The sequence below is a fragment of the Streptomyces sp. H27-C3 genome (assembly GCF_030063415.1).
Lineage (GTDB): Bacteria > Actinomycetota > Actinomycetes > Streptomycetales > Streptomycetaceae > Streptomyces.
Genome location: NZ_JASITA010000003.1, coordinates 240206 through 266162 on the forward strand (window position 1 = coordinate 240206; position 25957 = coordinate 266162).

Consider the following 25957-nt stretch of genomic DNA (forward strand, 5'->3'; position numbering starts at 1 on the left):
GTCGCCGCGGCGGATGGTCCGGACGCCGGCTTCGCATGGGACGTCGGCTCCCGGTCGTTCGCCGGGGCGGAGGCGGGGGGTGAGCGCGGCGGCGGGGGAGGCCGAGCGGCTGGCCCGCGCGGCGCTGACCCGGGTCATCGAGCCGGGGGACGAGGTCGGTGGGCGGTGGCTGCGGGAGTTCGGGGCGGTGGAGTTGATGCGCAGGCTCACCTCGGACGGGACCGGGGCGCTGGGCCGGGCGCCGGATCACGCCGCGGGCCGGGCGCCAGGTCCCGGCACGGCCGGGGACGCAGGCGGAGCAGGGACAGGAGCAGGGTGGGGGCCAGGGAATGGGTCAGGGAGCGGGGCCGGAGGCGCCGGTGCGGCGGGGGGTGCGGCGCTGACCGGGGTGAGCGAGCATCGGCTCGGTGGCTTCCGGGCGCGGGCGGCTGCCGCCGAGCCCGCACGTGACCTGGCGGCCGTGGCCGCGGTCGGAGGCCGTTTCGTCTGCCCGGACGACCAGGAATGGCCCCGGCAGCTCGACGACCTGGGCGACTCCAGGCCGATCGGGCTGTGGGTGCGGGGGCGGCCCCAGCTGCGTTTATGGGCACTGCGCTCGGTCGCCGTCGTCGGAGCCAGGGCCTGTACGCCCTACGGGGCGCACATGGCTGCGTCGCTGGCCACCGGGCTTGCTGAGCGGGGCTGGGTGGTGGTCTCCGGAGCAGCGTTCGGTGTCGACGGCGCCGCCCATCGCGGGGTGCTGGCGGCGGGTGGCGCGACCGTCGCGGTACTGGCCTGCGGCGTTGACGTCGTCTACCCGCGCGGACACGCGGAGTTGATCGGTCGCATCGCTGAACAGGGCCTGGTTGTCGCGGAGTTGCCGCCCGGTAGCCATCCGACGCCCAGCCGGTTTGTCCTCAGGAACCGGGTGATCGCCGCGCTCACCAGGGGCACCGTCGTGGTCGAGGCGGAGTACCGCAGCGGATCGCTGGTCACCGCGCGCAGTGCGAACAAGCTCGGCCGCTTCACGATGGGAGTGCCCGGCCCGGCCACCAGCGGTCTCTCGGCAGGCGTGCACGAACTGCTGCGGGGTGAGGGTGTACTGGTCACCGACGCCGCGGAAGTGGTGGAGCTGGTCGGAAGCATCGGCGATCTCGCCCCGGCGCGCCGGGGTCCCGTGCTTCCCAGGGACCTGCTCGACCCCGTCGCGGCGCAGGTGCTCGACGCGTTGCCGGCCCGTGGCCGCGCCGACGCGCGCGACGTCGCCCGCAACGCCGGGACCACCCCGGACGACGCGCTCGGCAAGCTGTACGAGCTGCACTCGTTGGGGTTCGTCGAACGGCAGCGGGACGGCTGGCAGTTGGTTCCCGGTGCCTCACGCCATGCGAACGAGCGGCGAGGCGGTGCTTGACCAGCGGTATTCGGGTGAAAGGGTGACGAAGATGACTCTCGCGGCCCTCTCGAAGGCGCCGCCGGGGTCACCGTTCGCGGTGCCGTTCCCGGCCTCGGAGGGCGGTCCGCGGTGCTCATCCGGAGGAGGACAATCTCATATCCTGCGCGCACTGCGACACTTCAGTCACGCTACGCTCACGAGGATTCCCGCCCAGACGCAAGATCCCCCCACACGTCACAGCAGAACGGCTCAAGGCAACGCATGCCCCAGCACACCTCCGGGTCTGACCGCGCGGCAGTGCCGACCGCTGCCCGCAGCAGAGTGCGCCCCCCCGCCCCCTCGTCGGTCGACGAGTTGTGGCGGTCGTACAAGACCACGGGCGACGAGCGGCTGCGGGAGCAGTTGATTCTTCACTACTCACCGCTGGTGAAGTACGTCGCGGGACGGGTGAGCGTAGGGCTGCCGCCCAACGTCGAGCAGGCGGACTTCGTCTCCTCCGGAGTCTTCGGGCTCATCGACGCCATCGAGAAGTTCGACATCGAGCGGTCCATCAAGTTCGAGACATACGCGATCACGCGCATCCGGGGCGCGATGATCGACGAACTGAGGGCCCTGGACTGGATCCCGCGCTCGGTGCGGCAGAAGGCCAGGGCCGTCGAACGCGCTTACACCACGCTGGAGGCGCAGCTGCGCCGTACTCCCTCCGAGAGCGAAGTCGCCGCGGAGATGGGCGTCGCCCTGGAGGAACTGCACGCGGTATTCAGCCAGTTGTCCCTGGCCAACGTGGTGGCCCTGGAGGAACTGCTGCATGTCGGGGGCGAGGGCGGCGACCGGCTGAGCATCATGGACACCCTTGAGGACACCGCTGCCGACAATCCGGTCGAGGTTGCCGAGGGGCGGGAGCTGCGGCGATTGCTCGCGCGCGCCATCAACACGCTCCCCGACCGCGAGAAGACCGTCGTCACGCTCTACTACTACGAGGGCCTCACGCTCGCCGAAATCGGCAATGTGCTGGGCGTCACGGAGAGCCGGGTCAGTCAGATCCACACCAAGTCGGTGCTGCAGCTCAGGGCGAAACTGGCCGACGCCGGGCGCTGACCGCGAGCAGCGGCGGCGGGCTCCGGGGCCGGCGCAGAATCGGAGTGCTTCACCGGTCACGTCGTCATCGCGCCGCCTCGTCCGTAGAGTGGGACCGTGCCAAGGATTCGAGCGGCCTCTGTGGCCGAGCACCGGACCATGCAGCGCGGCGCCCTGCTCGACGCCGCCCGCTCCCTGCTGTCCGAAGGCGGTACGGAGGCGTTGACCTTCCCCGCCCTCGCCGAGCGCACGGGCCTCGCACGGTCGTCCGTGTATGAGTACTTCCGTTCGCGCGCCGCGGTCGTCGAGGAACTGTGCGCCGTCGACTTCCCGGTCTGGGCCGCCGAGGTCGAGAACGCGATGGCGCGGGCCGAGACCCCGGCGGGCAGGGTCGAGGCGTATGTGCGCTCGCAGCTGGACCTGGTCGGTGACCGGCGGCACCGTGCCGTCGTCGCCATCTCCGCGAGCGAGCTCGACGCCGATGCCCGCGAGAAGATCCGCGCCGCGCACGGCGGCCTCGTCACGATGATCGTGGAGGCGCTCGCCGAACTGGGCCACGAGCAGCCCCGGCTGGCGGCGATGATGTTGCAGGGCGTGATCGACGCGGCGGTGCGGCGCATCGAGCTCGGTGCGGCGGAGGAGCCCGGGGTGATCGCGGAGACCGCGGTCGCGATGGCCCTGCGCGGCGTCCAGGGCTGACCTGCCGCACCGGGCTCCGTGGGCAGCGGGACCGGGACGCCGAAGATCGGGAGCAGGCGCGGCGGGCCGCCGCGCAATAGGTGGGGCGGGAGCAGCGTCAGCGGGTCCAGGTACGTGCTGTCTCGGAGCAGCCCCCAGTGCAGACAGCCGGTCGGGCAGTGGAAAGGGCCGTCCTGCACGGTCGCCACAAGTTGGCCGGCCCGGACCTCGTCCCCCTTCGAGACCACCGCGCGCACCGGCTCGTACGTCGTCCGCAGGGGCGGGTCACCCGTGCCGGGCAGGGTGATGGACAGCACCCCGCGACCGGCGACCCGGCCCGCGAAGGTCACCTGGCCGCCGACCGCGGCCCGCACGGCGGCGCCCGGCGCCGCGGTCAGGTCCACGCCCCGGTGGCCCGCCGCGTACGTAGACGGGGGAGGCTCCCAGCCCCGAAGGACCTGAGGCCGCCCTTCACCCACCGGCCAGGCAGCGTCCCGGGCACCGGCCGGAGCCGTAGCCGGGGCCGAGGAACCGGGAGCTTCGGCCGGTGCGCCGACCCGGGTCGGAAAGGGCACCGGCGCCTCCCCGGCCGAGGCCCGTGAAGTCCCGCCGAGCAGCACCGTCAGGAGGATCGGGACCAGCACCAGAACCGGCAAGGTCAGCAGGCTCGGCGCCGGCGCCAGAGCCATCAATGTCAGTCGTCGCATGGCGTAAATCGTCGCGCGCCGGACCAGTTCGCTGGGATCATGGACCGGATCTGTGGACCACCGGTCGGTTGTGGACAACGCCGTCACCCGGCACTGTCAGGGTCCCGTACACTTCTGGTGGCGATCCGGGTCACCGGGTCGACTTCGCACGCCCCGCCACCCACCCTCTCAGCGGTCGGTGGCCGCGCCGCTCGGTCCCTCGTGGCACGGCGCATCGGGGCGTCAGGCGTGGCCGCAATCCTGCGGTCGCGGCAACCGAGTAACTCAAGGAGTACGGCCATGGCCGTCGTCACGATGCGGGAGCTGCTGGAAAGCGGCGTCCACTTCGGTCACCAGACCCGTCGTTGGAACCCGAAGATGAAGCGATTCATCTTCACGGAGCGCAACGGCATCTACATCATCGACCTGCTGCAGTCGCTGTCGTACATCGACCGCGCCTACGAGTTCGTCAAGCAGACGGTCGCGCACGGTGGCTCGATCATGTTCATCGGCACCAAGAAGCAGGCGCAGGAAGCGATCGCCGAGCAGGCGACGCGCGTGGGCATGCCCTACGTCAACCAGCGCTGGCTCGGCGGCATGCTGACGAACTTCTCGACCGTCTACAAGCGCCTTCAGCGTCTGAAGGAGCTTGAGCAGATCGACTTCGCCGATGTGGCCGCCTCGGGCCTCACGAAGAAGGAACTGCTGGTTCTCTCCCGCGAGAAGATCAAGCTGGAGAAGACCCTCGGTGGTATCCGCGAGATGTCCAAGGTGCCCAGCGCCGTCTGGATCGTGGACACCAAGAAGGAGCACATCGCCGTCGGTGAGGCGCGCAAGCTCCACATCCCGGTCGTCGCGATCCTCGACACCAACTGTGACCCCGACGAGGTCGACTACAAGATCCCGGGCAACGACGACGCGATCCGCTCCGTCACCCTGCTCACCCGCGTGATCGCCGACGCCGTCGCCGAGGGCCTCATCGCCCGTTCCGGTGCCGCCACGGGCGACAAGAAGCCGGGCGAGAAGGCCGCCGGCGAGCCGCTCGCGGAGTGGGAGCGCGACCTGCTCGAGGGCGACAAGAAGGCTGACGACGCCGCCCCGGCCGCCGAGGGTGACGTCCAGACCTCCGCCGAGACCGAGAAGGTCGCCGACGCGGAGGAGGCCGACGAGGCCCCCGCCGCGGCCGAGACTGCCGCTGAGGTTGTCACCGAGGCTGCTGCCCCGGTCGCCGAGGACGAGGCTGCCGCTCCGGCCGCCGAGGCCGACAAGGCCTGACACCTCCGCTACGGCTGATGACGGCGGGGGAGGGTGCCACTACTGGCGCCCGCCCCCGCCGTCCACTCCGTAGATCTTCGCTTCGACTTCGAGAGAGATTCACAAACCATGGCGAACTACACCGCCGCGGACGTCAAGAAGCTCCGCGAGCTCACCGGCGCCGGCATGATGGACTGCAAGAAGGCGATCGACGAGGCCGACGGCAACGTCGACAAGGCTGTCGAGCTCCTTCGCGTCAAGGGTCAGAAGGGCGTCGCCAAGCGCGAGAGCCGTTCTGCCGAGAACGGCGCCGTCGTCTCCCTCATCTCTGAGGACAAGACCTCCGGTGTCCTGCTCGAGCTGAAGTGCGAGACGGACTTCGTCGCCAAGGGTGACAAGTTCCAGGACGTCGCCAACACGCTCGCCGCCCACGTCGCCAAGACGTCCCCGGCCGACATCGAGGCGCTGCTCGCCTCGGAGATCGAGTCCGGCAAGACCGTTCAGGCGTACGTCGACGAGGCCAACGCCACCCTCGGCGAGAAGATCGTCCTGGACCGTTTCGCGCAGTTCACCGGCGGTTACGTGGCTGCGTACATGCACCGCACCATGCCCGACCTTCCGCCGCAGGTCGGCGTCCTGGTCGAGCTGGACAAGGAGAACGCCGAGGTCGCGAAGGATGTTGCTCAGCACATCACCGCGTTCTCGCCGAAGTACCTGAACCGCGACGAGGTCCCGGCCGACATCGTCGAGAACGAGCGCCGCGTCGCCGAGGCCACCTCCCGCGAGGAGGGCAAGCCCGAGGCCGCCCTGCCGAAGATTGTCGAAGGCCGTGTCAACGGCTTCTTCAAGGACGTCGTCGTGCTGGAGCAGGCGTTCGCCAAGGACAACAAGAAGTCTGTCCAGAAGGTTCTGGACGAGGCCGGCGTCACGCTGAAGCGCTTCACGCGCATCCGCGTCGGCGGCTGACAACCCAGCCGTACCGCGATCTACCCAAGACCCCGATAGGGTTTGGTGCAGTCGTCCGCGTATGCCTGACGGCATTCGCTCGGCCGAAGCGCCGGACGATCGCAGATCTGACGAGGAGGCCATTGCCGCACAGGGAACCGCAAGGACCCACCGGCAATGGCCTTCTTCGTATGTGCACGAGGAGATCTCCATGAAACAGGGCGCGGACGCCAATCAGTCTGCCGACGGCAAGGCCGACGACAAGAACGGCAAGAAGGCCGGTCGCTTCATGCTGAAGCTGTCCGGCGAGGCGTTCGCCGGCGGCGGGGGGCTCGGTGTCGATCCGGACGTCGTGCACGCCATCGCGCGTGAGATCGCCGCGGTCGTACGCGACGGAGCCGAGATCGCCATCGTCATCGGCGGTGGCAATTTCTTCCGTGGCGCGGAGTTGCAGCAGCGCGGCATGGACCGGGCGCGCTCCGACTACATGGGCATGCTCGGTACGGTCATGAACTGCCTCGCCCTCCAGGACTTTCTGGAGAAGGAAGGCATCGACTCCCGGGTCCAGACCGCCATCACCATGGGACAGGTCGCGGAGCCGTACATTCCGCTGCGCGCCGTACGTCACCTGGAGAAGGGCCGCGTTGTCATCTTCGGCGCCGGTATGGGCATGCCGTACTTCTCCACCGATACCACCGCCGCTCAGCGCGCCCTGGAGATCGACGCCGAGGCGCTGCTCATGGGCAAGAACGGTGTGGACGGGGTCTACGACTCGGACCCCAAGAAGAACCCGGACGCGGTGAAGTTCGACGCGCTGGATTACAGCGAGGTGATCACTCGCGACCTCAAGGTCGCGGATGCCACCGCCGTCACTCTGTGCCGTGACAACGCGCTTCCGATCCTTGTCTTCGAGCTGCTCTCGGAAGGCAACATCGCGCGCGCCGTCAGGGGCGAGAAGATCGGCACCCTCGTGAATGCGCAGGGTACTCGGGCCTGACCGGGGGATGGACAATGTCCTGCCGGTCGGACACCGTGCAGGAGAAGACGCGGGTTAACGCCGGGCCCGAGTGCGGGGCCCACTCAAGACATGCAGGAGCAACTGGTGATCGAAGACATCCTCCTCGAGGCCGAGGAGAAAATGGAGAAGGCCGTCGTGGTGGCCAAGGAGGACTTCGCCGCGATTCGCACCGGTCGTGCGCACCCGGCGATGTTCAACAAGATCGTGGCCGACTACTACGGCGCGCTGACGCCGATCAACCAGCTTGCCTCGTTCTCGGTGCCCGAGCCGCGGATGGCCGTGGTGACCCCGTTCGACAAGAGCGCGCTGCGCAACATCGAGCAGGCGATCCGGGACTCCGACCTGGGCGTCAACCCGAGCAATGACGGCAACATCATCCGAGTGACGTTCCCTGAGCTGACCCAGGACCGTCGCAAGGAGTACATCAAGGTCGCCAAGACCAAGGCCGAGGACTCCAAGATCTCCATCCGTGCGATCCGTCGCAAGGCCAAGGAGACCCTCGACAAGCTCGTCAAGGACAAGGAGTCCGGCGAGGACGAGGTCCGCCGTGCGGAGAAGGAGCTCGACGACACGACCGCGAAGTACGCGGCACAGGTCGACGAGCTGCTCAAGCACAAGGAAGCCGAGCTGCTCGAGATCTGATGAACGACTCTTCCTGGGGGGCCCCGCCGAGAGGCGGCTACGCCGGCGCGTGGGACCCGTCCGAGCAGGGACCCGTCCCGGCGGGTCCCGCATACGATGCGCATCAGGCCGAGCAGACTCGCCCCATGCCCATCGTGCCCGAGACAGGCAGAGACGCTGAAGGCCGCGACGACGACCGCGACCGGGGGGCCGCTCCGCTGAGTGGTCCCCCCTTGCGCGACGAGAAGCCGCAGGAGCCCATGCACATCCCCCAGCCGCCGCCCGCGCAGAAGAAGCGCGCGGGCCGTGATCTGCGCGCCGCCATAGGCGTGGGTGGGGGACTGGGGGCGGTGGTCATCGCGTCCCTCTTTATCTGGAAGGCCGCCTTCATCGGCGTGATCGTGGTCGCCGTTGTCGTCGGGCTGTGGGAACTGACCTCCCGGCTCGACGAGCGCAGGGGAATCAAGGCCCCCCTGGTGCCCCTCGCGGTCGGCGGTGCGGCCATGGTCGTCGCCGGGTATGTGAGGGGTGCGGAGGGTGCCTGGGTCGCCATGGCGCTCACCGCTCTCGCGGTGCTCGTCTGGCGCATGACCGAACCGCCCGACGGCTACCTCAAGGACGTCACTGCGGGCGTCTTCGCCGTGTTCTACGTGCCCTTCCTGGCCACCTTCGTCGCGCTGATGCTGACGGCCGACGACGGAGCGCAGCGGGTACTCACCTTCCTGCTGCTGACGGTGGTCAGCGACACCGGCGCGTATGCCGTGGGCTGGCGCTTCGGCACACACAAGCTCGCGCCGCGCATCAGTCCCGGCAAGACCAGGGAAGGGCTCCTCGGCGCGGTCGTCTTCGCGATGGCGGCGGGTGCGCTGCTGATGCAGCACGTGGTCCACGACGGGACGTGGTGGCAGGGTCTTGTGCTGGGGTTCGCGGTCGCCGTGAGCGCCACGCTGGGCGACCTCGGCGAGTCCATGATCAAGAGGGACCTCGGGATCAAGGACATGGGCACGCTGCTGCCGGGCCACGGCGGCATCATGGACCGTCTCGACTCGTTGCTGCCGACCGCTCCGGTGGTCTGGCTGCTCTTCGTCCTCTTCGTAGGAACGGGCTGACCTGCGCTTTTAGCGGCTAGTTGGTGCTTGGGGTTCGTCGTCCACAGGGCGGCGAACCCCTTTCCGGATGTCTGCGACACTGGTCTGACCATGCCTGTACCCGGAGAACTTACTTTTGTCGCGCCCCGCGGAGCCAAGAAGCCCCCGCGGCATCTCGCCGACCTCACGCCCGCCGAGCGCCGCGAGGCCGTGGCCGCGATCGGTGAGAAGCCGTTTCGTGCCACACAGCTGTCGCAGCACTACTTCGCGCGGTACGCACACGACCCGGAGCAGTGGACCGACATCCCGGCCGGCTCGCGCGAGAAGCTTCAGGCGGCGCTGCTGCCCGACCTGATGAATGTGCTGCGGCACATCAGCTGTGACGACGACACCACCCGTAAGACGCTGTGGAAGCTGCACGACGGCACGCTCGTCGAGTCCGTGCTGATGCGCTACCCGGACCGGGTGACCATGTGCATCTCCTCGCAGGCCGGGTGCGGGATGAACTGCCCGTTCTGCGCGACGGGCCAGGCCGGTCTCGACCGGAACCTGTCGACCGCCGAGATCGTGCACCAGATCGTGGACGGCATGCGCGCGCTGCGCGACGGCGAGGTCCCCGGTGGGCCCGCCCGGCTGTCCAACATCGTCTTCATGGGCATGGGAGAGCCGCTCGCCAACTACAACCGGGTCGTCGGCGCCATCCGCCGGCTGACCGACCCGGAGCCCGACGGGCTCGGCCTCTCGCAGCGCGGGATCACCGTGTCAACCGTGGGCCTGGTGCCGGCGATGCTGCGCTTCGCCGACGAGGGCTTCAAGTGCCGCCTCGCGGTGTCGCTGCACGCCCCGGACGACGAGCTGCGCGACACCTTGGTGCCGGTCAACACCAAGTGGAATGTGCGTGAGGTGCTGGACGCCGCCTGGGAGCACGAGGCGAAGTCCGGCCGTCGCATCTCCATCGAGTACGCGCTGATCCGCGACATCAACGACCAGGCCTGGCGTGGTGACCTGCTCGGACGGCTCCTCAAGAACAAGCCGGTGCATGTCAACCTGATCCCGCTCAACCCGACGCCCGGGTCGAAGTGGACCGCGTCCAGGCCCGAGGACGAGAAGGCCTTCGTCGCGGCGATCGCGGCCCACGGCGTGCCCGTGACCGTACGGGACACCCGTGGCCAGGAGATCGACGGAGCGTGCGGACAGCTGGCGGCTTCGGAGCGATAGGGCCCGTGTAACGTGGGTCGGACATTTACATATTCCGACAGGGGAGCGCCACAGCGCTGAGAGTGCGGCATCGCCGCAGACCCTCTGAACCTTGCCCGGGTCATTCCGGGTAGGAAGTTCGGTCACTACTCGAGCTGTAGCGCCCTGCCCGCACTCTGTTCGGGCGGGGCCGCGTCTCTTCCTGGTCATCCAGGAGGAATTCAGTGAGCACCACCAAGAAGTTCGCACTCAGCGCCCTCGCCGCGGCGCTCGGCGTCTCGACGCTGGCCGCCTGCGGCGGCGGGTCCGACGACGGCGCGAAGTCGTCCGGCGGCTCGAAATCCAAGACGGTGACGCTCGTCAGCCACGACTCGTTCGCCGCCTCCGAGTCCGTGCTGAAGGCGTTCACCAAGGAGACCGGCTACAAGGTCCAGGTCCTCAAGAGCGGCGACGCGGGCTCCGCCCTGAACCAGGAGATCCTGACCAAGGGCTCCCCGCGCGGCGACGTCTTCTTCGGCGTCGACAACACCCTCCTCTCGCGGGCCCTGGACAACGATCTGTTCACGTCGTACGAGGCCAAGGGCCTGGACAGGGTTCCGGCCGGCCTTCAGCTCGACAAGGCCGAGCACCGGGTCACGCCCATTGACACCGGCGACATCTGCGTCAACTACGACAAGAAGTACTTCGCGGACAAGAAGCTCGCGCCGCCGAAGAGCTTCGACGATCTCGCGAAGCCCGCGTACAAGGACCTGCTCGTCACCGAGAACGCCGAGAACTCCTCGCCCGGCCTCGGCTTCCTCCTCGGTACGACCGCGCAGTACGGCGACGACGGCTGGCAGGACTACTGGAAGCAGCTCAAGGACAACGGCGTGAAGGTCGTCGACAGCTGGGAGCAGGCGTACAACGAGGAGTTCTCCGGCTCGGCAGGCGGCAAGAAGACCAAGGGCGACCGGCCGCTCGTGGTCTCGTACGCCTCCAGCCCGCCCGTCGAGGTGCTCTACGCGAAGCCGCAGCCCAAGGAGGCGCCGACCGGCGTCGCGACCGGCACCTGCTTCCGGCAGACCGAGTTCGCGGGGCTCCTGAGCGGTGCGAAGAACGAGGCGGGCGGCAAGGCGCTGCTGGACTTCCTGGTCGGCAAGCAGTTCCAGGAGGACATGCCGCTGAACATGTTCGTGAACCCGGTGGCGAAGGACGCGAAGCTGCCCGAGCTGTTCACGAAGTTCGGCGCGGTGATCGACAAGCCGCAGACCGTGGCCCCGGACAAGATCGCAGACAACCGTGAGCAGTGGGTCAAGTCGTGGTCCTCGCTCGTCCTGAAGTAAGCAAGGACGTCACGCCTGGAGCTGGCAAGGGCGTCAAGAAGGGCATCAGGCAAGGGCTGCGCGGGAACACCGCGCGGCTCGGCCTGATGGCCGGACCCGTCGTGTTCTTCGCGCTCTTCTTCGCGTACCCCGTGGTCGCGATCGTCGGGCGCGGGCTCAAGGCTGACGGCAGCTGGCAGTTCGGCCGGATCGCTGAGGTGCTGACCGACTCGGACATCCTGGACGTCCTGTGGTTCACCACCTGGCAGGCGATCGCCTCGACCGTGCTGACCCTGCTGATCGCCCTGCCCGCGGCGTACGTCTTCGCCCGGCTCGATTTCCCCGGCAAGCAGCTGCTGCGAGCCGTGGTGACCGTGCCGTTCGTGCTGCCGACGGTGGTCGTCGGGACCGCGTTCCTGGCGATGCTGGGACGCGGTGGGCTGCTCGACGAGCTGTGGGGCGTACGGCTCGACACGACGGTGTGGGCGATCCTCCTCGCGCACGTCTTCTTCAACTACGCCGTGGTGGTACGCACCGTGGGCGGCCTCTGGGCGCAGCTCGACCCGCGCCAGGAAGAGGCCGCGCGGGTGCTCGGCGCCGGGCGCTTCGAGGCCTGGCGGCGGGTGACGCTGCCGGCGCTCGTGCCCGCCGTGGCCGCCGCCGCGCTGATGGTCTTCCTCTTCACCTTCACCTCGTTCGGTGTGGTACAGATCCTCGGCGGGCCCGCCTACTCCACCCTGGAGGTGGAGATCTACCGGCAGACCGCGCAGCTGCTCGACCTGCCGACGGCGGCGGTCCTGACGCTGGTGCAGTTCGCGGCGGTGGGCGCGATCCTCGCCCTACACGCGTGGACGGTACGCCGCCGGGAGAGCGCCCTGAAACTGGTCGACGCGGCGCAGACCGCGCGCCGGCCCCGCGGGGTGGGGCAGTGGTCGCTGCTCGGCGGGGTGCTGGCCACGGTGGTGGTGCTGATCCTGCTACCGGTCGGGGTGCTCGTCGAGCGGTCCTTCGACGGGCCCGACGGGTACGGCTTCATGTACTACCGCGCGCTCCAGTCGGCGGGCGGGAGCACTGGGACGTTCCTGGTGCCGCCGCTTGAGGCGGTGTGGAATTCGCTGCAGTACGCCCTGGTGGCGACAGCCATCGCGCTGCTCGTCGGCGGTCTGGCCGCCGCAGCTCTGACGCGGCGGGCAGGTCGGCTCGTGCGGGGCTTCGACGCACTGCTGATGCTGCCGCTCGGCGTCTCCGCCGTGACGGTCGGCTTCGGTTTCCTGATCACGCTCAACAAGCCGCCGCTGGATCTGCGGACGACCTGGATCCTGGTGCCGCTCGCCCAGGCGCTGGTGGGTGTGCCCTTCGTCGTACGGACGATGCTGCCCGTACTCCGGGCCGTCGACGGCCGACTGCGTGAGGCGGCCGCGGTGCTCGGGGCTTCGCCGCTGCGGGCCTGGCGGGAGGTCGACCTGCCGATGGTGCGGCGGGCGCTGCTCGTCGCCGCCGGGTTCGCGTTCGCCGTGTCGCTCGGCGAATTCGGGGCGACCGTCTTCATCGCGCGGCCCGACAACCCGACACTTCCGGTGGCCGTGGCGCGGCTCCTCGGGCGCGCCGGGGACCTCAACTACGGGCAGGCGATGGCCCTGAGCACGATTCTGATGGTGGTGTGCGCGGTGTCCCTGCTGGTGCTCGAACGTATCCGTACCGACCGGTCGGGGGAGTTCTGATGTTGCGGCTGGACGGCGTGAGTGTGCGGTTCGGGAAGCTCGCGGCGCTCGAATCGGTGGATCTGGCGGTCGCCGATCACGAGATCGTCTGTGTGCTCGGGCCGAGCGGCAGCGGCAAATCCACGCTGCTGCGGGTCGTAGCGGGGCTGCAGAGCGCGGATGCCGGGCGGGTGCTGCTCGACGGGCGCGACCAGAGCGGGGTGCCTGTGCACCGGCGTGGGGTCGGCCTGATGTTCCAGGACCACCAGCTCTTTCCGCAGCGGGACGTCGGCGGCAATGTCGCCTTCGGTCTGCGGATGCGCGGGGCTGCGCGGGCCGAGCAGGTGCACCGGGTCGACGAGCTGCTGGATCTGGTGGGGCTGCCGGGGGCGCAGCGGCGGGCGATCGCCACGCTGTCCGGCGGTGAGCAGCAGCGGGTCGCGCTCGCACGGGCGCTGGCCCCGCAGCCGAAGCTGCTGATGCTCGACGAGCCGCTCGGCCAGCTCGACCGGACGCTGCGCGAGCGTCTGGTCGTCGAGCTGCGGCGGCTTTTCGGGCTGCTCGGTACTACCGTGCTGGCCGTCACGCACGATCAGGGCGAGGCGTTCGCGCTGGCCGACCGGGTGGTGGTGATGCGGGACGGGCGGATCGCCCAGACCGGTACGCCGCTGGAGGTCTGGCAGCGGCCCGCCTCCGAATTCGTCGCCCGCTTCCTCGGCTTCGACAATGTCGTCCCGGCCACGGTGACCGGTGAGGCGGCCAACACCGTGTGGGGCAAGATCCCGGTGCCGGCCGGCTCGCCGCAGGGCGCGTGCCGGCTGTTGGTACGGCCGGCGGGTGTCCGGCAGGTGCCGGTGGCGGACGGCCTGCCGTGCACGGTGACGGCCCGCACGTTCCGCGGCAACCATGTCGCTCTGCTGCTGCAGCCCGCGGGGGCGCCGCAGTTGGAGGCGGAGTGTGCGTTGCGGGACGCGCCGGGGGAGGGCGCGGAAGTGGGGGTCGTGTTCGCGGCGGACGACGTGGTGGTGCTGCCGGAGGAGCGGTAGGGGGCGGGTGCGGGTTGCGGGTTGCGGGGTGCGGGTGGCAGGGCGGGTGCGGGTTGCCTGCGGCGCTGTCCCCTACCCGCCCCTTCCCGAACTGGGGCTCCGCCCCAGACACTCCGGTCCTCAAACGCCGGACGGGCTGAGATGGGCGGGGTGGGGGACGGCACGGGGTCGGTTGACCTCCTGCTCCCGGTCCTCAAACGCCGGACGGGCTGGATTTCGCTAGCTCGCCGGGCTGCGGCTCCTCTGCCTGTGCGGTCTCCTCGCCCCCCTCCGGCGCTCCGAACCAGGCCACCGCGACCGCTCCCGCCACCGCCAGGACGAAGCCCAGGACCGCCATCCAGGCCAAGCCCTCGCGGGACGCGTCGCCCAGCCACAGGACGCCGATCGCGCCCGGCAGTACCGTTTCGCCGACCACCAGGGCCGCAGTCGCGCCGTTGACCGAGCCGATCTGGAGGGCGACTGTGTGCAGGTACATGCCGCCGATGCCCGCGACCAGGATCGCGTAGAGGGCCGGGTCGGACAGCAGGGCGGAGAGATCGAACGGGTCCACACCGTTCAGTACACGGACGCCCACGCCCAGCGCGCCGAAGCCGAGGCCGGACAGCAGACCGGCGAGGATCGCGGCGCGGGCGCCCAGGAGACGTACCGCCAGAGTGCCGCCCACCGTCAGCGCGACCGCGATCACCAGCAGCCACCAGTGGGTGGCGATCGGGGTGTGGCTGCCGCCCTCGTGGCCAGCGGCGGTGGCCAGCAGGATCAGGGCCGAGCAGACGACGCCGATGGACGTCCACTCCTTGCGGGCCAGCCTGATACCGAGCATCCTCACGCTCAACACCGCCGTGATCACCAGATTCGCGCTGATCACCGTCTGGGAGAGGAACAGCGGGAGGAGGCGCGCGGCGAGGGCACCGAGGCCGAATCCGATGAAGTCCAGGATCGTACCGACGATGAACTCCCAGGTCATCGCGGCCTTCGCGGTGGAGGAGAGATTCGGCCCGCCGTGCTGCGTCACTCCTGACGCGTCTGCCTCGCGGCGGGCGGACTTGCGGGATCCGACGGCTTGCAGGACGGAGCCCGTGCCGTAACAGATCGACGCCGCGATTGCGGTCAGTAGGCCGATGAGCACCAAGAACTCCGTTCACGCGGTTCGTCTGTCCTGTTCCGAATGGCAGACGTGCCTGTGGGCGTAAACGTTGCTTCTGGATCTTGTGGACCTGCCCGGTCGGACCTGCTGGATCAGGCGTTCTTGCCCGCGGCCAGCCGGGCGAGGGCCGCCGGGGCCTCTTCGACGGTGTCGACCAGGGCGATACGGGCCCGCGTCGGGCGCTCCTTCGCCAGGGCCTGGAGGAGGGGCCAGGTGGGGAGGCGCCCGGTCCAGTGCGTGCGGTTGACCAGGACCATGGGGGTCGGTTCGCCGCGCGACTCGTAGTAGTTCGGGGTCGCGTTGTCGAAGATCTCCTGGACGGTGCCCGCGGCGCCCGGCAGGAAGACGACGCCCGCGGTGCAGCGGGCGAGGAGGCCGTCCTCGCGGGTGGCGTTGGCGAAGTACTTGGCGGTGTGGCCCGCGAAGGCGTGCGGCGGCTCGTGCCCGTGGAACCAGGTGGGGATGCCGACCGAGTCGCCGCCGGACGGCCAGCGGTCGCGGACGGCGAAGGCGGCCTTGGCCCACTCGGTGATCGACGGGACGAAGGACGGGGTCCCGGCGAGGAGTTCGAGGGCCTTGATTTCGCGGTCGTGGTCCGGCTGTTGAGGCACTCGGCCACGCTAGGCCCTGCGGGGGCGCGGATGGGGCGGGGTACGGCGGGGACGCGGAAGGGCGAATCCGCCCCCGCGCGCGCTACCCCCGGACGGGGGCGCGCGGTCGTCCGGATGCGCCCCCGGCCCCTGGATCGCGGACTGTGGCGGGGCGAGGACGTTCCCCCAATCCGCCCCTTCCGGGAACCGGTGAGGCCCCCGGCCCCCCGAGCGCCTGCTGCGCGGAGCGGTGCCGGAGGGGGACCAAGGGGTAGCCAGGTGCCCTGGCCCCGTTCGGGCCCCGGCCCGGCCCCACCCGCGCCGGTCGGAGGCCGGCGGAGCGACCCGAAGCCCAGGAGGCCCCCCGGGCCGAGTGGTGCGAGGGGGGCGTTAAGAAGAGGAGGGGCGCGGGACACATTCAGAAGGGCAGCGCGGCCAGTTCCGCCACGGCCCAGGTCAGGGGGCCGAAGACCGTCAGCAGGGCGATGGCTCGCAGCGTTGCCGCGCCGCGCAGCGTCTGGGTCGGGGCGCCCAGGCGGAGCAGGGCCTTCGTCGTGTCGGTACGGGCGTGCTTGGCCTCCAGCGTCGCCGTCAGCAGGGTGGCGACGGTGCAGCTCATGACCAGGGCCGCGCCCAGGCCCGTAAGAGGTCCGAAGGGGCGTGGGCCGCCGTCGCCGCCGTACAGCGTCGACGCCGCGATCGCACCCGATGCCACCGCGCAGACCACGCCCAGCGGGCGGCCGATGCGATGGGCCTCGTCCATCAGGACGCGGCCCGCGAGCAGGCGCACGGCGCCCGGCCGGACCGACTGGATCACGCGCCCGCACAGGTACGTCAGGCCCGGACCCGCCAGCGCCAGCCCCAGTGCCGTGAGGGCCCAGCCGGCCAGCACGCCCGCCGGGACCACGTCGAGCCGGCCGGGGAGCGGGAACGGGGCGCCGGGTGCGCCGCGGTTCGCGTACGCCTCCACCGCGAGGCCCGCCGCTGTGAGGGCGACGCCCCAGGGGAGGCCGGTGGGGACCCGGTGGGGGGCGGCGGCCGTGTCGTCGGCCGGCTTGACGGGGTGCGGTCGCAGGGCCAGGGCGCTCGCGGCCGCCGCCGTCAGCGGCACCAGGCACAGCAGGGTGAGTGCGGCGGCGAGCGGCATGGGCCGCCCGGCGGCGAGGAGTTCGGCCGCCGCGCCGTCGAAGGGCAGGCCGGTGAGGTCGCCGCGGAGGTGGAGATAGAAGAGCAGCGCGAGGGCGCTGCCCAGCGTGCAGGAGACCGCCGTGGACACGGCGGCCAGCGCCGTGAGGCGGGCCGGTCCGAGTCCGGCGCCGGACAGGCCGGCGCGCGGGGGGCTGGTGCTCGGGTCGGTACGGGCCACCGCGACCGCGAAGTGCACGGTCGCGGCCAGCGGGGCCAGGCACCAGAGCAGGCGGAGCACGGAACCGGTGGAGTGGGCGGGATGGCCCACCGCGTAACCCAGCGTGCACAGCAGGAGGAAACCCACCCCGGCCGAGGCCGCCGCGACCAGCAGACGACGCAGCAGGACCAGCGGATGGGTGCCGCGGGCTAGACGGAGAGCGAGCACGCGGCCCGGCCTTCCACACCGGCCGCCGGCACGGAGGCGACGCGGCGCCCGTCGAGCAGCGACACCGTGCGGTCCGCGAGGGTCGCCACCTCCGCGTCGTGGGTGGCCAGCACGACGGTGATCCGGTGCGAGCGGGCCGCGGTGGTGAGCGTGCGCAGTACCTGGGTGCGGTCCATGCGGTGCAGCGGCGCCGTCGGCTCGTCCGCGAAGAGCACCGAGGGGGTGGTGACCAGGGCGCGGGCGATGGCGATGCGCTGGCGCTGGGACTGCAGGAGCGCGGCCGGGCGCTTGCGGGCGATCATGCCGATGTCGAGCCGCTCCAGCCACTCCATGGCGGCCTTCTTCGCGGTGCGGTGCGAAGTGCCGTGCAGCAGGAGGGGGAGCGCCGCGTTCTCCCAGGCGTTCAGTTCCGGTACCAGGCGGGGCTCGGGGTCGATCCAGCCGAACCGGTCGCGGCGCAGCCGTTCGCGCAGCAGCGGGCCCATGGTGTGCACGGGAGCGCTGTTGAACCACACTTCACCCTGGTCCGGGACGAGTTGACCGGAAAGGCATTGCAGCAGGGTGGTCTTGCCGCTGCCTCGCGGGCCGTTGACGGCGAGGATCTCGCCCTCTCGCACACCGAGGGAGACACCGGTGAGGGCGGGGGAGCCACTGTGGGAGTAGTGCAGGGACCGTGCCCAGAGCACATCGTTGTCCGGCGGGGCCACCATGGCGTACACCTCGTTCAGATCAGATATCCCGTCCCCCGTACGAGGGAACGAAGACGGGGCCGATCGGTCACTGGGCACGGTAGGGATTCGGACCATGGCTGTGTGGCAAGCGCGCGGCCCGGACACCCCCGTTCTCACTCGAACGGGCGTATCCGGGCCGCGACAGGACGGACCTTACGATCAGAGCTTGGTCCAGGCCTCCGTCAGCACCTGGCGCAGGATGCCCTCGATCTCGTCGAACGTCTCCTGCGTGGAGATGAGCGGCGGGGCGAGCTGGACGACCGGGTCCCCGCGGTCGTCGGCTCGGCAGTACAGGCCGTTCTCGTACAAGGCCTTGGAGAGGAAGCCGTAGAGCACGCGCTCCGTCTCCTCGTCGGTGAAGGTCTCCTTGGTGACCTTGTCCTTCACCAGCTCGATGCCGTAGAAGAAGCCGTTGCCGCGGACGTCGCCGACTATCGGCAGGTCGTGCAGCTTCTTGAGCGTCGTGAAGAACGCGTCCTCGTTGTCGAGGACGTGCTGGCTGAGGCCCTCGCGCTCGAAGATGTCGAGGTTCGCGTTGGCGACGGCCGAGGAGACCGGGTGGCCGCCGAAGGTGTAGCCGTGCAGGAAGGTGTTGCCACCCTGGTAGAACGGCTCGGCGAGCTTGTCGGAGATGATGCAGGCGCCGATCGGGGAGTAACCCGACGTCATGCCCTTGGCGCAGGTGATCATGTCCGGTACGTAGTCGAACTTGTCGCACGCGAACATCGTGCCGAGGCGGCCGAAGGCGCAGATGACCTCGTCCGAGACAAGCAGCACATTGTACTTGTCGCAGATCTCGCGGACCCGCTGGAAGTACCCGGGCGGCGGCGGGAAACAGCCGCCCGCGTTCTGTACGGGCTCCAGGAAGACGGCCGCGACCGTCTCGGGGCCCTCGAAGAGGATCTCCTGCTCGATCTGGTCGGCGGCCCAGCGGCCGAAGGCCACCGGGTCGTCGCCGTGGATCGAGGCGCGGTAGATGTTGGTGTTCGGCACCTTGTGGGCGCCGGGCACCAGCGGCTCGAACGGCGCCTTGAGGGCCGGCAGGCCGGTGATCGACAGGGCGCCCTGCGGGGTGCCGTGGTAGGCGACGGCGCGGGAGATGACCTTGTACTTGGTCGGCTCGCCGGTGAGCTTGAAGTACTGCTTCGCCAGCTTCCACGCGGTCTCGACGGCCTCGCCGCCACCCGTGGTGAAGAAGACCTTGTTCAGGTCGCCCGGCGCGTAGTCCGCGAGCCGCTCGGCCAGCTTGACGGCCTGCGGGTGTGCGTACGACCAGATCGGGAAGAAGGCCAGCTCCTGCGCCTGCTTGTACGCCGCCTCGGCGAGCTCGTGACGGCCGTGGCCCGCGTTGACCACGAACAGGCCGGAGAGGCCGTCGAGGTAGCGCTTGCCCTGGTCGTCGAAGATGTAGGTGCCCTCACCACGCACGATGGTGGGCACGGGTGCGTTCTCGTAGTCCGACATGCGGGTGAAGTGCATCCACAGGTGGTCGTACGCGGTTTTGGAGAGGTCCTGGCTCACGACTATCGGGTTCCCCACATATAGGTCTGCTTCTTCAGCTTGAGGTAGACGAAGCTCTCGGTGGAGCGCACACCGGGGAGCGTGCGAATCCGTTTGTTGATCACTTCGAGCAAGTGGTCGTCGTCCTCGCAGACGACCTCCACCATGAGGTCGAAGGAGCCCGCGGTCATCACCACGTACTCGCACTCGGCCATGGCCGTCAGTGCCTCGGCGACAGGGTCGAGGTCGCCCTCGACATTGATGCCGACCATCGCCTGACGCCGGAAACCCACGGTGAGCGGGTCGGTGACGGCGACGATCTGCATCACGCCCTGGTCCTGCAGCTTCTGCACGCGCTGGCGCACGGCCGCCTCGGAGAGACCGACCGCCTTGCCTATCGCGGCGTACGGACGGCGTCCGTCCTCCTGGAGCTGCTGGATGATCGCCAGGGAGACGGCATCCACCGTAGGGGAGGTGCCGTGCCCGTTCCTGGAGTCTGCGCTTCGACTGGCCACGGCTTCACTGTGCACGACGTCTCGTCTGTCCCGCAACCCCAAACCGATGAAATTCGTTGTTCGGGAGCCCAGATCTCGCGAAATCCGAAGTTCTTGCCAGTCGGGTATGTCGAAAGCGTTACCTCAGCGACTAGGGTGGGTGTCTCATCCATTGGACGTCCGAGAGGGAGGGGTGGCAGTGACCACCGAACTGCGTCGCCTGCGCAATTACATCGACGGAGAGTTCCGGGACGCCGCTGACGGGCGGACCATCGAGGTGGTCAACCCGGCTACCGGAGATGCGTACGCCTCCTCGCCGCTGTCCGGCCAGGACGACGTCGACGCGGCCATGGCCGCCGCCGCGGCCGCCTTCCCGGGCTGGCGCGACAGCACGCCCGCGGAGCGCCAGCGGGCGCTGCTCAAGATCGCGGACGCCTTCGAGGAGCGCGCCGAGGACCTGATCGCGGCCGAGTCGGAGAACTGCGGCAAGCCGATCGGGCTCACCCGTACCGAAGAGCTCCCGCCGATGGTGGACCAGATCCGCTTCTTCGCGGGCGCGGCCCGGATGCTCGAAGGCCGCTCGGCCGGCGAGTACATGGAGGGTCTGACCTCCATCGTGCGGCGCGAGCCGGTCGGTGTCTGCGCGCAGGTCGCACCGTGGAACTACCCGATGATGATGGCCGTGTGGAAGTTCGCACCGGCGCTCGCCGCGGGCAACACGGTCGTCCTGAAACCGTCGGACACCACGCCCGCATCGACCGTCCTGATGGCCGAGATCATCGGCGCGATCGTCCCCAAGGGCGTCTTCAACGTCGTCTGCGGCGACCGTGACACGGGCCGCGCGATGGTCGAGCACAAGACCCCCGCGATGGCCTCGATCACCGGTTCCGTACGGGCCGGCATGCAGGTCGCGGAGTCCGCCGCCAAGGACCTCAAGCGCGTTCACCTGGAGCTGGGCGGCAAGGCGCCGGTCGTCGTCTTCGAGGACACCGACATCGCCAAGGCCGTCGAGGACATCTCGGTCGCGGGCTTCTTCAACGCGGGCCAGGACTGTACGGCCGCGACGCGTGTGCTCGTCCAGGAGTCGATCCACGACGAGTTCGTGACGGCGCTGGCGAAGGCCGCCGCGGATACCAAGACCGGGCAGCCGGACGACGAGGACGTGCTGTACGGCCCGCTCAACAACGCCAACCAGCTGAAGCAGGTCAGCGGCTTCATCGAGCGGCTGCCCGCCCACGCCAAGGTCGAGGCGGGTGGCCACCAGGTCGGCGAAAAGGGCTACTTCTACGCCCCGACCGTCGTCTCCGGCCTCAAGCAGGACGACGAGATCATCCAGAACGAGATCTTCGGTCCGGTCATCACCGTCCAGTCCTTCACGGACGAGGCGCAGGCTCTGGAGTGGGCCAACGGCGTCGAGTTCGCCCTCGCCTCCTCGGTGTGGACCAAGGACCACGGCCGCGCGATGCGGATGTCCAAGAACCTCGACTTCGGTTGCGTGTGGATCAACACCCACATCCCGCTGGTCGCCGAGATGCCGCACGGCGGATTCAAGAAGTCGGGGTACGGCAAGGACCTGTCGGCGTACGGCTTCGAGGACTACACGCGCATCAAGCACGTGATGACCTCGCTCGACGGCTGAGACCCGAGAGCCGAGCGCTGATCTCAACACCGTCCGGTCAGGACGCTGTTCGACGGGGGCGGGCAATAGACAGACTGTCTATTGCCCGCCCCCGCTCCGTGGGACCAGGGTGGGCACCATGGGTGATCTTGGTCATGTGTCGCGTCGTACGCTGCTCCGCGGATTCGGTACGGCAGGCGCGCTGGCCGCGCTCGTCGGATGCGGGGTGCCCGCCGCCTATGTGAAACCGGGCGACCGGGCCGGACGTGACATCTCGGGCCGGGACAAGAGCCTGCACTTCGCCAACTGGCCCCTCTACATCGACACCGACGACGAGGACGAGTCGCGGCGCCCCACCCTCGACAGCTTCGCGAAGCGCACCGGGATCTCCGTCAGGTACACCGAGGAGATCAACGACAACGACGAGTTCTTCGGGAAGATCGGCCCCGCGCTGATGAATCACCAGGAGACCGGTCGCGACCTGATCGTCATGAGCGACTGGATGGCCGCCAGGTTCGTACGCCTCGGGTGGGTGCAGGAGATGGACCGGGCCGGGCAGCCCAACATCGCCAAGTACCTCGATCCGCAGCTGCGCACCCCCGCCTTCGACGAGGGGCGGCTGCACTCCGTCCCGTGGCAGTCCGGGATCACCGGCATCGCGTACAACCGCAAGAAGCTCGGCCACGAGATCCGGCACACCTCCGAACTGTGGGCCGACGAGCTGCGTGGCAAGGTGACGCTCTTCTCCGGGCTCGACGAGAGCTTCGCGCTCCTCATGCAGGGCAACGGCGTGGACGTGACCCGCTGGGGCGCGGACGACTTCCACCGGATGTGCGAGCAGGTGGAGAAGCAGGTGCGGCGGGGGCACATCAGGCGCTTCACCGGCAACGACTACATCAAGGACCTGGCGAGCGGTGACGTACTGGCCTGCCAGGCGTACTCGGGCGACGTCATCCAGCTCCAGGCAGACAACCCCGACATCGAGTTCGTGGTGCCCGACGAGGGCGCGGAGCTCTGGGCGGAGAGCCTGATGATCCCCAACCTCGCCCGCCACAAGCGCAACGCCGAGAAGCTCATCGACCACTACTACGAGCCGGCGGTCGCCGCCGAGCTGGCGACCTGGGTCAATTACGTCTGCCCGGTGCCGGCCGCGCGTGACATCCTCGCCTCCTCCAAGGACGAGGAGACCGCCGCGCTCGCCGAGGACCCGCTGATCTTCCCCGACGACGCGATGCGGAAGCGGCTCGTCATCGCGCGCGACATCACGTCCGAGGAGCGGCTGGAGTTCGCGAAGAGGTGGAACTCGATCGTGGGCCTGTAACGACCTCGGGGGCAATGGAGTGTGGATCGGCGAGCGGCGTCCTGCGGCTTCGCGTCCTAGGCGGAGGAGGGAGGCGACGCGGAGCGTCGTCGACCGACGACAACGCCGGAGGCGGAGTCGCGGGGCGTCGGGAGCCCGCGCACTATTGCCCCCGAGGTCGTAAGGGGCCGGGACGGGGTGGAGCGGTTCTGTGGGGGCGGTGTAAAGAGTAGGTAAATACGGGCGTACGCTGCGGAGATGAGCGAGGCCAGCGTCCTCTTGCGGCGCATTCGGGTGTGGTTGATCTTCTTCATTGTCTGTCTGGTGCTGAGCGGGCTGACCGCCTTCCCGCTCGTCACCGAACTCCACTGGCTCGAAAGCCTGCTGAAGTCCTCCGGCTCCCCGGTGCCCGAGCACTTCCCGGCACTGATGGAGTGGGTCGAGCGGGTACGGGCCGGGCTGGACGCCACAGAGGCGAAGTACCCCTTCGTCCTGTATGGGACGGACTGGCTGGCCTTCGCGCACCTCGTCATCGCGGTCGCCTTCTACGGCCCTTACCGCGACCCCGTACGCAACATCTGGGTCATCGAGTTCGGCATGATCGCTTGCGTCGGCACCATTCCGCTGGCGCTCATCTGCGGGCCGATCCGCGGGATTCCCTTCTGGTGGTCCGTGATCGACATGTCGTTCGGTGTCCTCGGGGTGATTCCGCTGATGATCGTGCGGCGCAGGATCAAGCTCCTTGAGGCGCTGACCGCGCCGGTCTTCCCTCGCCCGCAGATGCCGGCCCTGACGGGCTGACGGACTGATGGGCCGACGGGTCGATGGGTCGACGGGGCGACCCGTCAGTCTCGGTTGAGGAAGGTGGCCTGCACGATGCGCTCGGCCACCGGCTTCATCCCCTCGGCCTTCGCGTCCGTCGCGTTGACCGAGTAGACGAGGGTCCGGGACTGGTCGGGGGTCGCGGCGATGAGGGTGTTGTAGCCGAAGCGGCCGCCCGAGTTGAGCCACAGCACCTGGCCCGTGCCCTTGTCCTCGTAGCGCTCCAGCCCCGCGCTCATGGTCGCGTCCGGCACGCCCGCGGGGACCGTGAACATCTCCTTGAGCTGCGGCTGGGGCACGACCTCGCCGCGGAACAGCGCGAACAGCAGCCGCTCCAGATCCGCGGTCGTGGAGATCATGTCGCCAGCGGCCCAGCGGTCGGCCTGGTTCCACACGGTGGCATCGCGCAGCACGGTCGAGCCGTCCGCCTGCTTGAGGATCTGGTAACCCCGGTTGTGCGGGCCGTGGATGCGCGGGTCGGTGCCGGGGAACGTGGTGTGGCGCATGCCGAGGGGCTTGAAGATGCGGCGGGTGGCCTCGCGCTCGTACGTCGCACCGGTGCCCCTCTCGGTGAGCATGCCGAGGATCGTGTAGTTGATGTTCAGGTACTCCTGCACCACCAGCGAAGCCGCGATTTCCGCGTTGGACAGCCCCCGGGCCAGATGCGGCAGCGTCTCGCGTTCGCGGGCCGTCAGCGTGTCCAGGCGGGCCGAGGGCGGTGCCGGTGCCGGGCGCGGATGCCGATATCAGGCCGTGGCCGCCCGAAGTCACACTGTGCCCCCGCCGCGTCCGTTGTCGGTGACGGTGATCTCCAAGGTGTTCGGTCCGTAAGTGAGTTGTACGTCGGCCCTGCTCGCGGCGGCGTGCTTGACCACATTCGTCAGCGCCTCCTGAACCACCCGGTAGACGGTCGCCTCGATGTCGAGGGGCAGCGGGCGTACCCGGCCGGTCGTCCCGTAATCGACATGCAGGCCGCTGCGCCTCAACCGCCCTACGAGCATCGCCTGTTCGGCGATGTCGGGCTGCGGCTCGCGCGGGGCGCCGCCGGGCGCACCGTCCTCGCGCAGTACACCCAGCATCCGGCGCAGCTGCGTCATCGCGTCCCTGCCGGTCTCCGAGATGGCGTCGAACGCGGCCTCCGCGCGCGCGGGCGCGGTGCGCACGGCGACCGGCCCGGCCTCCGCCCGGACAATCATGATGCTGACGGCATGCGACAGGATGTCGTGCATCTCCCGTGCGATGCGGGCCCGTTCGCGGCCGGTCGCCTGCTCCGCCTCGATCCGGTTCGCCCGCTCCAACTGCGCTGCCCGGTCCACCAGGGCCGCCAGGTAGGCCTGCCGGGTATGGGCGAGGCGCCCGAACGTGTAGGCCGCGACGAAGACGAACAGGGAGAAGAGCAGCCCCCTTGCCTCCCCGGTGTTGAGCGCGACGGAGGGGACGATCGCGGCGAAGGTCAGCACGGTCACGGCCATCCGCTTGCGCGGCGGCGACAGCGCCGCGACCGTGTAGACGGCGATCAGACCGGCGTACGGGAGGGGCTGGCCGGGCCCGTCCAGCGTCAGTTTGTTCAGGGCCGAGATCGTCAGGACGCTCAGCAGAACACGGGCGCCCGGTGGCGCCAGATCAGCGGCAGCACCGCCGAGGTCGTCATGCCGTACGACAACCAGGTCACGTCGGGCAGCCCGGGGGCGCGCGGTACGACGAACGGCATGGCCACCGCCGCCTGTACGAGCACGGTGATGCCGATGTCCACGGCCCAGGGGCCCGAGCCGCGCAGCCGCTCGCCGAGCTCACGTATCCGCATCAGCCTGTGGCCTGTGTCTCCGCACGGTCCTGCGCCGCCAGGACCTCGTCGCCGTACTGCTGCGACCAGACGCCGACCGCCTCGATGGGACCCAGCAACGACCGGCCCAACTCGGTGAGTTCATAGTCGACACGCGTCGGCGCCGACGCCGCTTTCCGGCGCAGCAGCCCGTTGAACTCCAGCCGTCGAAGCGTCTCGGTGAGCACCTTGGTGCGGATGCCGCCGATGCGCTCCTTCAACTCGCCGTGGCGCAGCGGGCCGTCACGCAGTGCCCACAGCGTCACCGAACTCCAGGTGTTCGCGAGCAGGTCGAAGCCGAGCCTGGCCCGGCAGTCCGCGAGGAAATCGACCTGCTGCGGACCTGGCCGGTCCGCTGGTTCCATGGCCACGAAGGCCCC

The 25957-nt window shown here is 69.6% G+C and carries 21 protein-coding genes and 4 pseudogenes; 15 read left to right on the forward strand and 10 right to left on the reverse strand.

Features of this window, described 5'->3' with window-relative positions; genetic code table 11:
* Nucleotides 1-13 precede the first annotated feature (13 nt).
* The 3 genes from dprA to QMK30_RS04440 all read left to right on the forward strand — a co-directional run bounded on the left by dprA (nt 14) and on the right by QMK30_RS04440 (nt 3148).
* Complete coding sequence (gene dprA, locus QMK30_RS04430) at nt 14-1390, forward strand: DNA-processing protein DprA (protein WP_283515801.1); 1377 nt, start codon at nt 14-16, stop codon at nt 1388-1390.
* A 243-nt stretch (nt 1391-1633) separates the two neighbouring features.
* Complete coding sequence (gene whiG, locus QMK30_RS04435; RefSeq protein WP_283515802.1) at nt 1634-2470, forward strand: RNA polymerase sigma factor WhiG; 837 nt, start codon at nt 1634-1636, stop codon at nt 2468-2470.
* 120 nt (nt 2471-2590) lie between these two features.
* Nucleotides 2591-3148: a TetR/AcrR family transcriptional regulator gene (locus QMK30_RS04440; RefSeq protein ID WP_283515883.1), complete on the forward strand. Its 558-nt coding sequence runs from the start codon at nt 2591-2593 to the stop codon at nt 3146-3148.
* A 161-nt stretch (nt 3149-3309) separates the two neighbouring features.
* Here the strand turns inward: QMK30_RS04440 and QMK30_RS04445 are convergent.
* Nucleotides 3310-3834: pseudogene (locus QMK30_RS04445) on the reverse strand (peptidoglycan DD-metalloendopeptidase family protein); the annotation flags it as partial.
* Between the two features lie 279 nt (nt 3835-4113).
* Here QMK30_RS04445 and rpsB point away from each other — a divergent pair.
* From rpsB to QMK30_RS04490, 9 genes are all read left to right on the forward strand, one after another.
* Nucleotides 4114-5088 carry a 30S ribosomal protein S2 gene (gene rpsB, locus QMK30_RS04450; protein ID WP_283515803.1) on the forward strand — a complete coding sequence of 325 codons (975 nt, stop codon included), beginning with the start codon at nt 4114-4116 and terminating at the stop codon, nt 5086-5088.
* A gap of 108 nt (nt 5089-5196) precedes the next feature.
* Nucleotides 5197-6033 carry a translation elongation factor Ts gene (gene tsf / locus QMK30_RS04455; protein WP_283515804.1) on the forward strand — a complete coding sequence of 279 codons (837 nt, stop codon included), beginning with the start codon at nt 5197-5199 and terminating at the stop codon, nt 6031-6033.
* A 190-nt stretch (nt 6034-6223) separates the two neighbouring features.
* The gene (gene pyrH / locus QMK30_RS04460) at nt 6224-7009 is read left to right on the forward strand and encodes a UMP kinase (RefSeq protein ID WP_283515805.1); all 786 of its coding nucleotides are present in this window, start codon (nt 6224-6226) and stop codon (nt 7007-7009) included.
* Nucleotides 7010-7114: 105 nt separating this feature from the next.
* Nucleotides 7115-7672, forward strand: a complete 558-nt coding sequence (frr, locus tag QMK30_RS04465; RefSeq protein WP_283515806.1) for a ribosome recycling factor — start codon at nt 7115-7117, stop codon at nt 7670-7672.
* On the forward strand, nt 7672-8760 hold the full coding sequence (locus QMK30_RS04470; RefSeq protein ID WP_283515807.1) for a phosphatidate cytidylyltransferase: 1089 nt from the start codon (nt 7672-7674) through the stop codon (nt 8758-8760). Before frr ends, QMK30_RS04470 begins: the two co-directional genes overlap by 1 nt.
* A 90-nt stretch (nt 8761-8850) precedes the next feature.
* The gene (rlmN, locus tag QMK30_RS04475) at nt 8851-9957 is read left to right on the forward strand and encodes a dual-specificity RNA methyltransferase RlmN (RefSeq protein ID WP_283515808.1); all 1107 of its coding nucleotides are present in this window, start codon (nt 8851-8853) and stop codon (nt 9955-9957) included.
* Between the two features lie 203 nt (nt 9958-10160).
* Nucleotides 10161-11258 carry a thiamine ABC transporter substrate-binding protein gene (locus QMK30_RS04480; RefSeq protein ID WP_283515809.1) on the forward strand — a complete coding sequence of 366 codons (1098 nt, stop codon included), beginning with the start codon at nt 10161-10163 and terminating at the stop codon, nt 11256-11258.
* 86 nt (nt 11259-11344) lie between these two features.
* Nucleotides 11345-12958 carry an ABC transporter permease gene (locus QMK30_RS04485; protein WP_283515884.1) on the forward strand — a complete coding sequence of 538 codons (1614 nt, stop codon included), beginning with the start codon at nt 11345-11347 and terminating at the stop codon, nt 12956-12958.
* Nucleotides 12958-13983 carry an ABC transporter ATP-binding protein gene (locus tag QMK30_RS04490; protein WP_283515810.1) on the forward strand — a complete coding sequence of 342 codons (1026 nt, stop codon included), beginning with the start codon at nt 12958-12960 and terminating at the stop codon, nt 13981-13983. Before QMK30_RS04485 ends, QMK30_RS04490 begins: the two co-directional genes overlap by 1 nt.
* A gap of 193 nt (nt 13984-14176) precedes the next feature.
* Here the strand turns inward: QMK30_RS04490 and QMK30_RS04495 are convergent, their stop codons facing one another.
* From QMK30_RS04495 to QMK30_RS04520, 6 genes and pseudogenes are all read right to left on the reverse strand, one after another.
* On the reverse strand, nt 14177-15109 hold the full coding sequence (locus QMK30_RS04495) for a DMT family protein (protein WP_283515811.1): 933 nt from the start codon (nt 15107-15109) through the stop codon (nt 14177-14179).
* Between the two features lie 110 nt (nt 15110-15219).
* A pseudogene (locus QMK30_RS04500) lies at nt 15220-15705 on the reverse strand (LOG family protein); the annotation flags it as partial.
* Between the two features lie 430 nt (nt 15706-16135).
* Complete coding sequence (locus QMK30_RS04505) at nt 16136-17290, reverse strand: hypothetical protein (protein ID WP_283515812.1); 1155 nt, start codon at nt 17288-17290, stop codon at nt 16136-16138.
* The gene (locus QMK30_RS04510; RefSeq protein WP_283515813.1) at nt 17272-18000 is read right to left on the reverse strand and encodes an ABC transporter ATP-binding protein; all 729 of its coding nucleotides are present in this window, start codon (nt 17998-18000) and stop codon (nt 17272-17274) included. Before QMK30_RS04510 ends, QMK30_RS04505 begins: the two co-directional genes overlap by 19 nt.
* Before the next feature lie 180 nt (nt 18001-18180).
* Nucleotides 18181-19560, reverse strand: coding sequence for an aspartate aminotransferase family protein (locus tag QMK30_RS04515; protein WP_283515814.1), 1380 nt, complete (start codon nt 19558-19560; stop codon nt 18181-18183).
* Nucleotides 19545-20051, reverse strand: a complete 507-nt coding sequence (locus QMK30_RS04520) for an Lrp/AsnC family transcriptional regulator (RefSeq protein ID WP_283515815.1) — start codon at nt 20049-20051, stop codon at nt 19545-19547. Before QMK30_RS04520 ends, QMK30_RS04515 begins: the two co-directional genes overlap by 16 nt.
* A gap of 163 nt (nt 20052-20214) precedes the next feature.
* Between QMK30_RS04520 and QMK30_RS04525 the strand changes: the two genes are divergently transcribed.
* The 3 genes from QMK30_RS04525 to QMK30_RS04535 all read left to right on the forward strand — a co-directional run bounded on the left by QMK30_RS04525 (nt 20215) and on the right by QMK30_RS04535 (nt 23734).
* Nucleotides 20215-21654, forward strand: a complete 1440-nt coding sequence (locus tag QMK30_RS04525) for a gamma-aminobutyraldehyde dehydrogenase (RefSeq protein ID WP_283515816.1) — start codon at nt 20215-20217, stop codon at nt 21652-21654.
* Between the two features lie 136 nt (nt 21655-21790).
* On the forward strand, nt 21791-22954 hold the full coding sequence (locus QMK30_RS04530) for an ABC transporter substrate-binding protein (protein ID WP_283515885.1): 1164 nt from the start codon (nt 21791-21793) through the stop codon (nt 22952-22954).
* A 237-nt stretch (nt 22955-23191) separates the two neighbouring features.
* Nucleotides 23192-23734, forward strand: coding sequence for a hypothetical protein (locus QMK30_RS04535; protein ID WP_283515817.1), 543 nt, complete (start codon nt 23192-23194; stop codon nt 23732-23734).
* 44 nt (nt 23735-23778) lie between these two features.
* On the opposite strand, the pseudogene QMK30_RS04540 reads toward QMK30_RS04535, so the two are convergent.
* The 3 genes and pseudogenes from QMK30_RS04540 to QMK30_RS04550 all read right to left on the reverse strand — a co-directional run.
* Nucleotides 23779-24369, reverse strand: a pseudogene (locus tag QMK30_RS04540) (serine hydrolase domain-containing protein); the annotation flags it as partial.
* Nucleotides 24370-24454: 85 nt separating this feature from the next.
* Nucleotides 24455-25559 (reverse strand): annotated as a pseudogene (locus tag QMK30_RS04545) (sensor histidine kinase); the annotation flags it as partial.
* Complete coding sequence (locus QMK30_RS04550; RefSeq protein ID WP_283515886.1) at nt 25559-25942, reverse strand: winged helix-turn-helix transcriptional regulator; 384 nt, start codon at nt 25940-25942, stop codon at nt 25559-25561. The gene QMK30_RS04550 and the pseudogene QMK30_RS04545, both read right to left, overlap by 1 nt.
* Nucleotides 25943-25957 lie beyond the last annotated feature (15 nt).

Coding starts and splice junctions, on each gene's coding strand:
- QMK30_RS04485 (WP_283515884.1), top strand. CDS start 11,345: ATGGCCGGACCCGTCGTGTTCTTCGCGCTCTTCTTCGCGTACCCCGTG.
- QMK30_RS04550 (WP_283515886.1), bottom strand. CDS start 25,942: ATGGAACCAGCGGACCGGCCAGGTCCGCAGCAGGTCGATTTCCTCGCG.
- rlmN (WP_283515808.1), top strand. CDS start 8,851: ATGCCTGTACCCGGAGAACTTACTTTTGTCGCGCCCCGCGGAGCCAAG.
- QMK30_RS04470 (WP_283515807.1), top strand. CDS start 7,672: ATGAACGACTCTTCCTGGGGGGCCCCGCCGAGAGGCGGCTACGCCGGC.
- dprA (WP_283515801.1), top strand. CDS start 14: ATGGTCCGGACGCCGGCTTCGCATGGGACGTCGGCTCCCGGTCGTTCG.
- rpsB (WP_283515803.1), top strand. CDS start 4,114: ATGGCCGTCGTCACGATGCGGGAGCTGCTGGAAAGCGGCGTCCACTTC.
- QMK30_RS04510 (WP_283515813.1), bottom strand. CDS start 18,000: ATGGTGGCCCCGCCGGACAACGATGTGCTCTGGGCACGGTCCCTGCAC.
- whiG (WP_283515802.1), top strand. CDS start 1,634: ATGCCCCAGCACACCTCCGGGTCTGACCGCGCGGCAGTGCCGACCGCT.
- QMK30_RS04490 (WP_283515810.1), top strand. CDS start 12,958: ATGTTGCGGCTGGACGGCGTGAGTGTGCGGTTCGGGAAGCTCGCGGCG.
- QMK30_RS04535 (WP_283515817.1), top strand. CDS start 23,192: ATGAGCGAGGCCAGCGTCCTCTTGCGGCGCATTCGGGTGTGGTTGATC.
- pyrH (WP_283515805.1), top strand. CDS start 6,224: ATGAAACAGGGCGCGGACGCCAATCAGTCTGCCGACGGCAAGGCCGAC.
- tsf (WP_283515804.1), top strand. CDS start 5,197: ATGGCGAACTACACCGCCGCGGACGTCAAGAAGCTCCGCGAGCTCACC.